The organism is Stenotrophomonas sp. STM01 (assembly GCF_014852135.1).
GTDB lineage: Bacteria > Pseudomonadota > Gammaproteobacteria > Xanthomonadales > Xanthomonadaceae > Stenotrophomonas > Stenotrophomonas capsici.
Window position 1 is genome coordinate 290264 of record NZ_JACVBA010000002.1, and the last position, 13226, is coordinate 303489.

12 protein-coding genes are annotated in these 13226 nt (G+C 68.1%); 3 read left to right on the forward strand and 9 right to left on the reverse strand.

Annotated elements, in window-relative coordinates:
* Nucleotides 1–23: 23 nt before the first annotated feature.
* The 6 genes from IB227_RS11285 to IB227_RS11310 all read right to left on the reverse strand — a co-directional run bounded on the left by IB227_RS11285 (nucleotide 24) and on the right by IB227_RS11310 (nucleotide 5442).
* Entirely contained in the window at nucleotides 24–464 is a 441-nt protein-coding gene (locus IB227_RS11285) for a BLUF domain-containing protein (RefSeq protein ID WP_165931199.1), read from the reverse strand.
* An 82-nt stretch (nucleotides 465–546) separates the two neighbouring features.
* Entirely contained in the window at nucleotides 547–2550 is a 2004-nt protein-coding gene (locus tag IB227_RS11290) for a TonB-dependent copper receptor (protein ID WP_225591849.1), read from the reverse strand.
* A 129-nt stretch (nucleotides 2551–2679) separates the two neighbouring features.
* Nucleotides 2680–3105 carry a DUF2946 family protein gene (locus IB227_RS11295; protein WP_192287484.1) on the reverse strand — a complete coding sequence of 142 codons (426 nt, stop codon included), beginning with the start codon at nucleotides 3103–3105 and terminating at the stop codon, nucleotides 2680–2682.
* 87 nt (nucleotides 3106–3192) lie between these two features.
* Nucleotides 3193–3933: an alpha/beta hydrolase gene (locus IB227_RS11300; protein WP_192287485.1), complete on the reverse strand. Its 741-nt coding sequence runs from the start codon at nucleotides 3931–3933 to the stop codon at nucleotides 3193–3195.
* 20 nt (nucleotides 3934–3953) lie between these two features.
* Nucleotides 3954–4235 carry a hypothetical protein gene (locus IB227_RS11305; protein ID WP_132865421.1) on the reverse strand — a complete coding sequence of 94 codons (282 nt, stop codon included), beginning with the start codon at nucleotides 4233–4235 and terminating at the stop codon, nucleotides 3954–3956.
* Nucleotides 4236–4458: 223 nt separating this feature from the next.
* The gene (locus tag IB227_RS11310; protein WP_132865422.1) at nucleotides 4459–5442 is read right to left on the reverse strand and encodes a LysR family transcriptional regulator; all 984 of its coding nucleotides are present in this window, start codon (nucleotides 5440–5442) and stop codon (nucleotides 4459–4461) included.
* 165 nt (nucleotides 5443–5607) lie between these two features.
* On the opposite strand from IB227_RS11310, the gene cysG reads away from it, so the two are divergent.
* The 3 genes from cysG to IB227_RS11325 all read left to right on the forward strand — a co-directional run bounded on the left by cysG (nucleotide 5608) and on the right by IB227_RS11325 (nucleotide 8815).
* Nucleotides 5608–7071, forward strand: a complete 1464-nt coding sequence (gene cysG / locus IB227_RS11315) for a siroheme synthase CysG (RefSeq protein WP_225591798.1) — start codon at nucleotides 5608–5610, stop codon at nucleotides 7069–7071.
* A gap of 22 nt (nucleotides 7072–7093) precedes the next feature.
* The gene (gene cysK / locus IB227_RS11320; protein WP_192287487.1) at nucleotides 7094–8053 is read left to right on the forward strand and encodes a cysteine synthase A; all 960 of its coding nucleotides are present in this window, start codon (nucleotides 7094–7096) and stop codon (nucleotides 8051–8053) included.
* A 177-nt stretch (nucleotides 8054–8230) separates the two neighbouring features.
* Complete coding sequence (locus tag IB227_RS11325; protein WP_132865425.1) at nucleotides 8231–8815, forward strand: O-acetyl-ADP-ribose deacetylase; 585 nt, start codon at nucleotides 8231–8233, stop codon at nucleotides 8813–8815.
* A 112-nt stretch (nucleotides 8816–8927) separates the two neighbouring features.
* On the opposite strand, the gene IB227_RS11330 is transcribed toward IB227_RS11325, so the two are convergent.
* The 3 genes from IB227_RS11330 to pyk form a co-directional block, all read right to left on the reverse strand.
* Entirely contained in the window at nucleotides 8928–10253 is a 1326-nt protein-coding gene (locus IB227_RS11330; protein ID WP_192287488.1) for a M1 family metallopeptidase, read from the reverse strand.
* 262 nt (nucleotides 10254–10515) lie between these two features.
* Nucleotides 10516–11520 (reverse strand): class I fructose-bisphosphate aldolase, encoded by a 1005-nt coding sequence (locus IB227_RS11335; protein WP_132865427.1) that lies wholly within the window; start codon nucleotides 11518–11520, stop codon nucleotides 10516–10518.
* A gap of 165 nt (nucleotides 11521–11685) precedes the next feature.
* Complete coding sequence (pyk, locus tag IB227_RS11340) at nucleotides 11686–13152, reverse strand: pyruvate kinase (protein WP_192287489.1); 1467 nt, start codon at nucleotides 13150–13152, stop codon at nucleotides 11686–11688.
* Between the last annotated feature and the right edge of the window lie 74 nt (nucleotides 13153–13226).

Below are 13226 nucleotides of genomic sequence, written 5' to 3' on the forward strand. Positions count from 1 at the left end.
AGGGAAAGGCCAGGGCGGGGGCTTCAGCCCTCGGCCTGCACCTGTTCCCAGAACGAGAGCAGCTCACGCAACGCGGGAGTACCCTGCCCGGCTTCGGCAACGTCCTCCTGCAGCAGCTCCGCTTCACGCAGCCACTGCTGGTTGCTCAATTTCTGCAGCACGCTGCCCTCGGCATGGCTGCTGCCCATGTGCCACTGGCTGAAGTACAGCTGGTCGACGTGCCCATCGTGCAGCACGCGCACGTTCACGTGCATGGTCGAGGCCATGATGCGTTCGTAGACCCGGGCCACGCCCTCCTGGCTGCCTTCGAAGTACTGGAAGAACTGCTGCCCGTCGTACAGCAGCACGCCGGTCACACCGGCCAGTTGGTTGTGCGCCCGCGCATCCACCAGCAGATGGTCGATGTCGGCCGGCGTCAGCCCGGCAACAGCGGTACTTGCATATGCCACTGCGCGATACGTCATGTCCGTGGAAAGCTCCGAGCCAATGCCTGCCGAGCATGCCATAGCGCCCCCACCACCGCGAGCGGTGGCGGGGGCGCCGTCCTCAGTACCGGTAGTCCAGCTTCAGCCACGCGGCACGGCCCGGCTCGTTGATCCGCACCGGGTCGGCCGGGAAGCCGAAGTCGGCACTGCCGGCCAGGTTCAGGTGCTCGGCGTAGGCGCGGTCGAACACGTTGTCCACGCCGACGCTGGCGCGCAGGTGGTCGCTGATGCGGTACGCGGCGTTGAGCGAAAGCGTGGCAAACCCGGCCGTCGGCCCAAGGTCGCGCGCGATCACGTTGCCTTCGTCGGTGGCCACCCGGTTCTGCCGGTGCACGCCCCGCAACAGGCCACCGACCGACCAGCGGCCATGCTCGTAGGAGGCGTTCAGGCGTGCCTCCAGCGGCGGGATCTGCGGCAACGGCCGGTCTTCGCTGCGGTTCTCGCCCCAGGCGTAGGCCAGCGTGCCGCCCAGTTTCCAGCCCGGCGCGAGTCGCCACGCCAACCCCGCTTCACCGCCGGCGATCCGCGCCTCGACATTGGAGGCCTGCGTGGTGCTGCCCATCATGCCGCCGCTGCGGTAGGCAAACAGGATGTAGTCCTGAAGGCGCCCGGCATAGGCCGACACCCAGGCATCCAGGCGTTCGCTGCGGAACTGCAGGCCCAGATCCAGCTGGGTGGTCTTCTCCGGCCGCACGCCGCTGAAGGCATTGGGGCTGTCCGTCGGCCCGCTGTTGGCGGAGAACAGCTCCCAGTAGTCGGGCATGCGTTCGCTGCGGCCCACGCCGGCATACCAGGTCCAGGCCTGGCCATGGTCGCGCTCGTAGCGCAGGAAGCCACTGCCCAGGGTTTCGTCACGGCGTTGGCCGGCGGTCGGGTTGGGCATGTTCATCATGCCCGTCGTGGCCCGGCGGTCCTTGACCTGCGCCGTGTCCACGCGCAGCCCGCTGACCCAACGCTGCGCGGTACCTTCGCCAAAGGTCAGCTCGGTGAACACGCCCTGGTTGCTGAAGTCCGCATCGCGCGTCCACGCCGCCTGCCGCCAGGTGCCGCGGCCCATGCCGTTGCGGCTGCGATGGCGGCTGTCCTGCGCGTCCACGCCGGCAACGATGGCCACGTCCTGCCAACGCCATTCGCTGCTGACCCGGCCACCGGTGGTGCGCCGCTCGACGTTGGAGGCCATCGGCATCGGCATGCTGCTGTGCGGGTTCGGCGTGCGCAGCGTGTAGTTGTCCATCAGGTGGTCGGCGTTGTTGTAGTACAGGTTGGCCTGCAGCTTGTCCCAGGCGCCGGGCAGGTTGTCCTTCTCGAAACGTAGCCCGTAACTGTCGCGCTTGAAGCCGGCGCCATCCATGCCGCGGCCAGCATAGCGGGCGACCGCATCGCCGGTGCCGGCACTGAGTTCGACCACGGTGTCGGCATCGGGCGTCCAGCCGATGGCGGCATCGGCATTCCACTTGCGCCAGCGCGACGGCACCACCGCGCCGTTGCCGTCGCGGTAGTCGTCCGATTCGGAGCGGTTGCCGTTGACGCGCACATAGCCCGGCGTGCTGCCAAAGGTGGCGTCGAGCATCTGGTCATTGCGGTTGTTGGAGCCGCCCAGCGCGCTGGCCTTCAACTCCATGCCCGGCGCATCGAAGCGCGGGGTTTCACGCTCGAAGCGCACCGTGCCGGCCGAAGCCCCGGCCCCCCAGCGCACGCTCTGCGGGCCCTTGATCACGGTCAGCCGGTCGTAGGTTTCCGGGGCGATGTAGGACAGCGGGTTGTCCATGCGCGAGGGACACGCGCCGATCAGGTTGCCGTCGTTGCTGAGGATGTTCAGCCGCGAGCCGCCCATGCCGCGCAGCACCGGGTCGCCATTGGTGCCGCCGTTGCGGATCGCCGAAAAGCCCGGAACGGTCTTGAGGTAGTCGGCACCGTCACTGGCCGGCACCGGTTGCCGCGGCAGGCGCGGGTCGGTCACCCATTGCAGCGGCGAGGACGGCGCGGCGGCGGTGACCACCAGCGTATCCAGGGTCTTGGCCGGGTCACGCGCCTGGGCGTATCCCGGCGGTGAAAACAGCGCCATGCAGATGCAGGCAGACAGGCACGCCGGTGCACCCGGCATACGGGAAAGGGAAATCATGCAGTTCTCCAATACGACACAGCCGCGCCCTGCCCGATGGCAGCGCGCGACGAAGGAAAGAGGGGATGTCGTTCAGGAGAACAGCGGCGGGCCACGCACCGGGTGCGCGGGCCAGCGCAGGCTGGGCGGCAGTTGGATGCTGCGTGGTGAGGCCGGCGCAAGCCGGTACAACAACGGGGCCAGTACCAGCAGCACCGCCAACCATGGCAGCAACCGCGAGGCCATGGTGCAGTAGTCGCAGGCCTCGCCGTGCGCGGCATGCGGATCGGGCGGTGCCTTGGCCGGCGCTGCGGCCGGCGCATGCCCGGCCAGGTGATGCGCATGCGCTGCATCGGTCATCGCCGCATGGCCAGCGTGCGCCCCCGGCAGGGCCATCGCACGGGTGTGCTGGACGTGCCCGGCCTGCACCCAGCGACTGACCACCGGCGCCAACGCCATCAACAGCGTGGCGGCCAGGGCCAGATACAGCAGCAGGGTTTGAAAACGGGCCGTGCGCATGACCCGGGCATTCTATCGGCGCAGGCCAGGATTACCGGTTCAGCGCAGGTGCGACCGTTTGCCGCACGAGCGCCACCCGCGCCGGCCTCACCGCACCCAGCCCAGCTGCACGGCCTGTGCTTTCACCGCCGCCGCACAGGCCGGTGCCGCCGCCTGCAACAGCAGGTGCGGCCCTTGCATGTCCAGGCAGATGCAATCCGCCACGTTGCGTGTGATCAACCGCCCTGCGCCCGCGGCGAGCAGGCGGTCACCGCTCGCCCGCAGGTAGACCACCGACACCAGGATGCGTTGCAGCAGCCCGACCACATCCACCCGCATCGCCAGCCCGGCACGATGGCGCAGGACCCGCGGGCTGACCTGCCGCATTGCCCGCCGCAACGCACGGTCCAGCACAGGCGAACTCCAGCGTCCCAGCAACCACCAGCGCAGTACCGCCAATGGCACGCCGTGCACCGGTGCAACACGGGTGATCGGGGCCAGCAGCCGCGACAACGGCACCGGCGCACGCGCGAACGTGGTCGACAGGACCAGCCCGCGCAGGTTGGCGGGCGGATCGGCGGCGATGGCGATCGCCAACGGGCCGGAGAAGGATTCCCCCAGTAACACGAAGGGCGCTTGGTCGGGCAGAGCCGCACGGACCCGCCGTTCCAGTGATGGGTAATCCAACACGGCGTCGGCGGGATAGGCCATCACCTGCACCGTGGCAAAGGTGGTGCCCAGCGCTGCGATGAAGTCCTCGTGCAGGGTTCCCGTACCGTCCAGGCCGGGAAGGATCACAAGCCGGGTCACGCGCGCCTCGACGGGAGTTTCGAGGAGGATACGCTGCATACAGGTGCCTGGAACGGCGATCAGTTCACCGCGATCGCATGCCGCACCTTGAGGGCGCCGTAGCAGAGGTCGCAGACGATGGCCATGTCGTTGAATGCGGCGAAGGCCTCGGTCAGGCCGCGTTCCTGCTGGAACTTTTCCTCGCAGCGATGGCACCAGGCCTGCAGGTTGTTGGGGTCGCTGCTGTTCTCGATGAAGCCGGTGGGTGCCCCTTCGGCCCGCAGCATGTGCTGGCAGACCACCGCCGACACCCGCTGCCCATGCGGGCCGCAGTTCACCATGAGGGGTTCGTTCTCGTCCATGTGGGTTCGGCTCCTTGCTGAAAGGGGAAGCACTGCATCACTTCTCCGGCAATGGTTCCAGATAGGCCAACGACAGGGACCGGAAGGACGCCCTTCATGAAGGTAGGCCAACGGCGTGGACGGACCGCAGCCCGTTTGCGCCCCTTGCTTTGGCGCAAACGGGGAGAAGATCCGGGACAGGCACCGTCCCGCCTTCGCGGCGGAAGCCGCGCCTGCCGCCAGCTCAGCTGGTGATCGTCTGGGTCAACGATTCCCAGGTCGGCGGCGTGGGCCAGTTGGCCTCCTGGTTGCCGTCCAGCACGCGACGCAGGTCGCGCTTGTCGATCTGCGGGGCGAGCACGTGCACCAGTTCCAGTGCGTAGTCGCGCAGCACGCGGTCGCGCGGCAACACCGCCCAGGCAATGCACTCGGGGATCGCGGCCGGTGCCGGCCAGGCGCGCAGGTCGGTGTCGTTGCCGCTGACCGCCATTTCCGCCAGCAGGCCAACGCCCAGGCCTGCACGTACGTAAGTCTTGATCAGGTCCGCGTCCAGCGCGGTCAGTGCCAGGTCCGGCTCCAGCTCGCGCGAGGCAAAGGCGCGTCGCAACGACGAACTCGGCCGTTTGGAGGATTCGTAGCTGATCAACGGGTAGTCGGCCAATGCCGCCAGGTCCGGCACCGTGCCGGCCCGGTCCAGCGGATGGCCCTTGGGCACCAGCACCAGGCGACGCCAGCGGTACAGCGGCACCGCGATGCCGGTGGTGGGCTCGCTGCCGGCGGTGCTGATCACCGCGATGTCGGCATCGCCCTGGCTGAGCAGGTCCAGCGCATCGCTTTCGGCCGCCTGCTGCAGGTGCACGCTGACCTGCGGGTAGGCCTGCTTGATGCGCGCCACCGCCGGCGGCAGCACGAAGCGCGCCTGCGTGTGGGTGGTGGTCAGGATCAACTGGCCATGGCTCTCGCGACGCTGGTTGGCCGCGTAGGTGCGGATGTTGTTGGCCTCGGCCAGCACCGCACGCGAACGGCTGATCACTTCCTCGCCGGCCGGGGTCACCGATTCCAGGCTGCGCCCCTTGCGCACGAACAACAGGAAACCCAGCTCGTCCTCCAGCTGCTTGAGCTGCTTGGACAAGCCCGGCTGCGTGGCATGCACGCGCGTGGCCGCGAGCGTGATGTTGAGCTCGGCGTCGGCAATGGCGACGAGGTAGCGCAGTTGGGTCAGGGTCATCGCAGCAGGACAGGGAGAGGCGAAGGTGAGGCAACCGACTGTAGGTTAAATCCCACGAACAGCTTTATAACCAAAAGAGATAAGCAAGGCGACGCAAGTCATTTCCGGCCCATCGAGGGCAACGCTACGGTCAGCGGCCTCTCCCTACGATACCGCGCCACTGCCTTGGACGCCCCCCTGTTCCCGCTGTTTGCCGACCTCTCCGGTCGCGCCGTGTTGGTGGTGGGCGGCGGCGCGGTGGCCGAACGCAAGGTGTCGGCGCTGCTGCATGCCGGTGCCCGCCCGCGGGTGGGTGCTCCGGAACTGACGCCGCGCCTGCGGGAGCTGGCCGATGCCGGCCACCTGCAGTGGTTGCAGGGCAGCTTCGAGGACGCCTGGCTGGGCAAGGACATCTGGCTGGTCGTGGCGGCCACCGACGATGTCCCGACCAACCGCGCCGTCGCCGCCGCCGCAGGGGCACAGCGACTGTTCGTGAACGTGGTCGACGATGCCCGCCTGTCCAGTTTCCACGTGCCGGCGGTGGTCGAGCGCGGGCCACTGCAGATCGCCATTTCCAGCGGCGGTGCCGCACCGATGGTGGCCCGCCACGTGCGCCGCCAGCTGGAGCAGTTGTTCGACGGTGCCTGGGGCCAGCTGGTGGAGCTGGTTGGCCGCCACCGACGCAGCATCCGCAGCCGTTTCCCGGAGCTGGGCGCACGCCGCCAGTTCTTCGACCGGCTGATCGAGAGCCCCCTGCTCGGCCTGCTGCGGCGTCGCCAGGACGGCGCGGCCGATGCCCTGCTGTCCGAGGCCATCGCCGGCACGGTCGCTCCGGCCCAGGGCTCGGTAGTGCTGGTCGGCGCGGGCTCGGGCGACCCCGGGCTGCTCACGCTGGGGGCACTGCGCGCGCTCAACCAGGCCGACGTGATCCTCTACGACCGCCTGGTCAGCATCGAAGTACTGCAGTTGGCACGTCGCGATGCCGAGTACATCGAGGTCGGCAAGTCGGCCAAGGGCCACAGCACCGCGCAGCAGGACATCCATGCGCTGATGTTGGAGCACGCCCGCGCCGGCCGCCGCGTGGTGCGCCTCAAGGGCGGGGACGCCTTCGTGTTCGGCCGCGGCGGCGAGGAACTGCAGTTCCTGCGTGCGCATGGCGTGCCTTATGAGGTCGTGCCCGGCATCACCGCCGCCCTGGCCTGCGCCGCGTACGCCGGCATTCCGTTGACCCACCGCGACCACGCCCAGCAGCTGCGCCTGGTCACCGCGCACTGCAAGGACTCGATGGACACGCTGGATTGGCCGGAACTGGCCAAGGCCCGGCAGACCCTTGTGTTCTACATGGGCGTCGGGGCGCTGGAACAGATCCAGGCACGCCTGCTCGCTGCCGGACTGGCCGCCGGCACGCCGTTCGCGCTGATCGAGAACGGCTCGCGCCGCGAGCAGCGGGTGATCACCGGCTCGCTGCATGCCCTGCCCGAAACCGCCCGGCAACACCAGGTGCAATCGCCCGCACTGCTGGTGCTCGGCGAGGTGGCGGCGTTAGCCGACGAGCTGCACTGGTTCGGGGCCGCGCCGTTGCACGGCAGGACCACCCCGCCCTCACCTTCCACAAAGACGCCGCCGACGACACTGGCCGACGCCGCCTGACCCCTCTTCCCTGGAGAACCCCATGGCCATCTACAACAGCATTCTGGACACCATCGGCAATACCCCGGTAGTCAAACTCAACCGCCTGGCGCCGGCCGGCGTGGATGTGTACGTCAAGGTCGAGTCGTTCAACCCGGGCGGCTCGGTCAAGGACCGCCTGGCCCTGGCCATCATCCTGGACGCCGAGAAGAAGGGCCTGATCAAGCCCGGCGACACCATCGTCGAGGCAACCTCGGGCAACACCGGCGTGGCACTGGCCATGGTCGCCGCCGCACGCGGCTACAAGTTCGTCGCCACGATGGTGGAAACCTTCTCGGTCGAGCGCCGCAAGCTGATGCGCGCCTATGGCGCCAAGGTCATCCTGACCCCGGCCGCCGAGCGTGGCAGCGGCATGGTGCGCAAGGCCAGGGAACTGGCCGAGCAGCACGGCTGGTTCCTGGCCAGCCAGTTCGCCAATCCGGCCAACCCGGCCTTCCACCGCCAGACCACCGCCGCCGAGATCCTGCGTGACTTCGCCGGCAAGCGGCTGGACTACTTCGTCAGCGGCTGGGGCACCGGCGGCACCCTGACCGGCGTTGGCGAAGTGTTGAAACTGGCCCGCCCGGAGACCCGCATCATCGCCACCGAGCCGGCCGGCGCCGCGCTGCTGGCCGGCAAGGACTTCACCCCGCACAAGATCCAGGGCTGGACCCCGGACTTCGTGCCGGAGGTGCTCAACCGCGAGGTCTACGACGCGCTCTACTCGGTGCAGGACGAGCGCGCCATCGAGATCGCCCGCCGCCTGGCCGCCGAGGAAGGCATCTTCGTCGGCATCTCCTCCGGCGCCACGGTGGCCACCGCGCTGGAAGTGGCGGCCAAGGCCGAAGCCGGCTCGGTGGTGCTGGCGGTGGCCCCGGATACCGGCGAGCGTTACTTCTCCACCCCGCTGTTCGCCGACGTCAACGATGGCTCGGACGACGACTGGCTGGCCGGTCTGCCGTAACCGCCATTACTGGATGCATCCGTCGAAGGCCGCCTCCGGGCGGCCTTCGTATTTGCCGCCCGCGACGTGAAGACGAATCGCGCCCGATGAGACGGGACCGGTGCAGACTGGCCACGGGCAGGTCGCCCGGGTGTGCCGTCACACTTTTCTCATACAGGGAGCGGGAAGATCACAGCCATGAGCATCGAAGTCTGGCAGGGCGACATCACCGAACTGGCTGTTGACGCCATCGTCAACGCGGCCAACGAAACCCTGCTTGGCGGCGGCGGTGTGGACGGGGCCATCCATCGCGCGGCAGGCCCGGGCCTGCTGGCCGAGTGCGAGCGCCTGCCGGAACTGCGGCTGGGCGTGCGCTGCCCGACCGGCGAGGTCCGCGCCACCGACGGCTACAACCTGCCGGCCCGCCATGTGTTCCACGCGGTCGGCCCGGTGTGGCGCGACGGCCGTTATGACGAGGCCGCGCTGCTGGCCAACTGCTATTGGCAGTCGCTGCGCCTGGCCGAACAGATGGGGCTGGAATCGATCGCATTCCCGGCCATCAGCTGCGGGGTGTACGGCTACCCGCTGCACCAGGCCGCGACCATCGCCGTCACCGAAACCATGACCTGGCAGAAGAGCCACCCGCACCCGCTGCGCATCATCCTGGTGGCGTACAACGCGGCGGCCTTCAAGATCTACCAGCAGGCGCTGGCCAGGGAAGGCCTGAGCAGCGAGCCGGCGGCACCGCCGCTGGTGCCACTGGTCGGGCTGGCGGCCGGCTGAGGCCGTCCCTTCGGTTCAGGAACGGCCCTTCCCCTGCCTGCGGCACAGGGAGGCGACGGTCATGCGCCGTCGAGGATTCCGGGCAGGCCGGGACTGCATCCCGGCCTGCCGATCAGATCTGGCCGCCGGTGCCGTAGACCCACGCATCGAAGAACGGCTGCAGTGATCGCCCTGCCGCCGCTTCCATCGCCTGCTGGAAATCCCGGGTAACCACCGAGCGCCCGTCATTGGCCTGGGTATAGGCACGCAGCCCCTGCCAGAACACCGCCTCGCCCAGTTCGCCGCGCAGGCGATGCAGCACGTAGGCGCCCTTCTGGTAGACCACGGCGCGGTCATCGGCGCTGGGCCTGTTCCAGTCCGGATACACCAGCGCGCGGTCCGCCCCGCTCTCGCGCAGCTTGCCGATGCGTGCTTCCCAACGCGCCACCATCTGCTGGTACGCCGCCTCGCCCTGCGCATGCTGCAGCCACGCGGCGGTCATGAAGTTGGCCATGCCTTCGTTGAGCCAGAAGTGCTCCCAGCCCGCGCAGGTCACCCGGTTGCCCCACCACTGATGGGCCGCCTCATGGGCCAGCAGGCCCTGCCGGCCCGGGTCGTCCAGCAGCTCCTTGCCATAGGCTTCGGACAGCAGCGACAGCCCCGCCATTTCCTGGCCGATCGTGCGCGCCACCAAGGCCTGATGATAGTCGCCGTTGTAGGCCAGTCCGGCGCGTGCGGCGAAGAAGTCGAGCATGTCACCGGTGGCGGCGAACACCTGCGCCAGCTCGGCGTCGGTGCGGTCCACCGAATAGAAGTGCAGGTCGATGCTCCCGTGGCGCCGCTGCACGTGCCGGTACGGGCCGGCGGCGAAACCATAGACATAACCCGGCATCGGCGTGCGCAGCCGCCAGCGGCGCTCGATGCGGCCGTCGTCGAGCAGGCGGGACGGCATCACCTCGCCTACCGCGGTGGCCTGCACGGTGCCTGGCAGGCGCAGGGCAAGGTCCAGCGTGGCCCGTGCATCCGGCGCATCCAGCGAGGGCATCCATTGGCTGGTGGAGAAGACCGTGTAGGCCTCGTTGCGGGCGGGTGCGAACTCCAGCCCGAACGGTGGCTTGCCGTGGTAGCGCAAGGCCACGCTGGACGTTTCACCCGGTGCCAGTGGCGCGGGCAAGGTGATGCGCAGCTTGCCTTCGCCCTGCGTGAAGTCCAGCGAAGCCTCGTCCTGGCGTACCGCCGCAATCTGCAAGGCGCCGCTGTCCAGCTCCAGCTGCTGCAACGGGGTGTCACCGGCGCGGAAGCGCACGACCTGTTCGCCCTGGATTTCACCGGCGGCGATGTCCAGGTCCAGCATGGTCTGGTAATGCAGCACCTGGAAGTTCCGCTCCGCCGCGATGCCGGACAGCGGCAACCACAGGGCCAGTGCCAACCATAACCGGTGCTGTTTGCCTTCGCGCATGTGCTGCTGCCTTGTTCGGGAAGCCGCGATTGTAGGGGCAGGTTGCTTCTGGGGCTTACCCCTCCCCGGCTCTCCCCTTGGCTGCGCCAATGGGAGGGGGCCCAAAGCGAGTGCTGCGATGACCTGACAGATCGTACTAGACCGCCCCCTCCCTTTGGCGCAGCCAAGGGGAGGGCTGGGGAGGGGTAAGCCCTTCCTTCCAAAGAGCAGAAACGAAAACGCCGGCACAAGGCCGGCGTTCCCGATCAACATGGAGCGGCGATCAGCCGTTCCACTTGCCCAGCGCCGCCTGGCCGTTTTCCTTGGCGCGCTCGAACACGGTCTTCTGTGCTGCGGCGTAGTTGCCCTTCATGTCCTTGGCCCACAGCTTCAGCGCGGCCTGCTGCATGGCGCGGCCGTAGGAGAAGCTCAGCGGCCACGGCAGGTTGCCCAGCTGGTTCATGGCGTTGAGGTGCGCGGTGGACTGCTCGTCGCTCTGGCCACCGGACAAGAACACGATGCCCGGCATGATGGCCGGCACGGTCGACTTCAGGCACATCACGGTCGACTCGGCCACTTCCTCCACGTCCACCTGCTCGTCGCAGGTCTTGCCCGGAATGACCATCGAGGCCTTCAGGATGGTGCCTTCCAGCACCACGTTCTGCTGGTACAGCGCATCGAACAGCGAGCGCAGGGTGGCTTCGGTGACTTCGTAGCAGGTCTCGATGTCGTGGTCGCCGTCCATGATCACTTCCGGCTCGACCATCGGCACCAGGCCGCATTCCTGGCACAGGGCGGCATAACGGGCCAGCGCGTGGGCGTTGGACTCGATGCAGGTGCCCGACGGCATGCTCTCGCCGATGTTGATGACCGCACGCCACTTGGCGAAGCGGGCGCCGAGCTTGTAGTACTCCTGCAGGCGCTCGCGCAGGCCGTCCAGGCCTTCGGTGACCAGCTCGCCCGGGCAGCCGGCCAGCGGGTGCGCACCCTTGTCGACCTTGATGCCCGGGATCATGCCGTTGTCGGCCATGTACTTGGCGAACGGCACGCCGTCCTTGGTCGACTGGCGGATGGTTTCGTCGTACAGGATCGCGCCGGAGATGTGCTCGTTGAGCTTCGGCGTGGTCAGCAGCAGCTCGCGATAGGCACGGCGGTTCTCTTCCGTGTTCTCGATGCCGACGCTGGCAAAGCGCTTGGCAATCGTGCCGGTGGATTCGTCGATGGCGATGATGCCCTTGCCCGGTGCGACCATTGCCTGGGCGGTTTCAGCCAGCAGTTCGATGCTCATTGAGTTTCCTGTAACAGGGGTGCGGGAAAACCCGGATTATAGCCCGGCCCGCTCGCGAGCTGTCCGCCCGCAAGGTCTGGAACCGGTTTCAATCCGCCCTGTCAGGACAAATCTTGTCCGCCCCGATCAGCTTCCTGACCGGGGCGTTGTCTCACGCCCGCGCGATCAGAGTTCGCCCAGGCCGCTGGCGCGACCGTCCGCGCCCACTTCGAGCAGGCGCAGCGTGTTGGTGGCGCCGTGGGTTTCCATGTGCTCACCACTGGTGAACACCACGCGGTCACCGGCTTCCAGCTGTTCGGCCTCGACCAGCAGGCGGATGCTGCCACGCGCGGCTTCGCGCGGGGTCAGGCCACGGCTGTCGAAGTTGATCGGGAACACATCGCGCATCAGCGCCATCTGGCGGCGTGCACCGTCATGGCGGGTGACCGCGTAGATCGGCGCCTTGGCACGGAAGCGCGACAGGTAACGCGCGGTGCCACCGGATTCGGTCATCGCCACGATGGCACGCACGCCCACGTGCTGGGACAGGAACATGGTGGCCATGGCGATGGCCTGGTCGGCGCGCTCCAGGTTGCGCGGCGAGGCGTTGAAGTCGGTTTCGGTCTGGAACTGGCGTTCGGCGCCCAGGCAGATGCGGGCCATCGCCTCGACCGCCTTGACCGGGTAGGCGCCGGCCGCGGTTTCGGCCGACAGCATCACCGCATCGGTGCCGTCGATGACCGAGTTGGCCACGTCCAGCACTTCGGCGCGGGTCGGGATCGGGCTTTCCACCATCGACTGCAGCATCTGCGTGGCGGTGATCACCACCTTGTTCTGCGCCAGCGAGGCCTTGATGATCTTCTTCTGCAGGCCCGGCAGCTCGGCATCGCCGATTTCCACGCCCAGGTCGCCGCGGGCCACCATCACCACGTCGCTGGCCTCGACGATCTCCTCCAGGTTCTCGATGGCTTCGGTGCGCTCGATCTTGGACACCAGCGCCGCGTCACAGCCATGCTGCTGGGCGATCGCGCGTGCGTCGTTCATGTCCTGCGCATTGCGGCAGAACGAGACGGCGATGAAGTCCACGCCGATCTTGGCGACGATGCCGATCAGTTCCTTGTCACGCTCGGTCAGCGCGCCCAGCGACAGGCCGCCGCCCTGCTTGTTCAGGCCCTTGCGGTCGGACAACACGCCATCGTTGAGCACGGTGTTGATGATGCGCTCGCCCTGCACTTCGACCACCTGCAGCTGCATCAGGCCGTCATCGAGCAGCAGGACGTCCCCCGGGCCCACGTCCTGCGGCAGCCCCAGGTAGCTCACGCCCACCTGGCTGGCATCGCCGGACGGCGCGCTGCTGCTGGCGATCAGGTCGAAGCGGTCGCCCGCCTTGAGCGTGACCTTGCCTTCGGCAAAGCGTTCGATGCGGATCTTCGGGCCCGGCAGGTCGGCCAGGATGCCCACTTCCACGCCCACGCGCTGCGCGGCGGCGCGGACCTCGGCGGCGCGCTTGGCCTGGCCGGACGGATCACCGTGGGAGAAGTTCAGGCGGACCACGTTGACGCCAGCGCGGAACAGCTCATCCAGTACCCCTGGCGCATCGGTCGCAGGGCCGAGGGTGGCAAGAATCTTGGTGCGGCGCTGACGTTCAAGCATTGTGCGAAGTCTCCCTATCGAAGCCGCCGAAAGTAGCACATCCATTGCATGACAACGATGTCGCATACGATTTC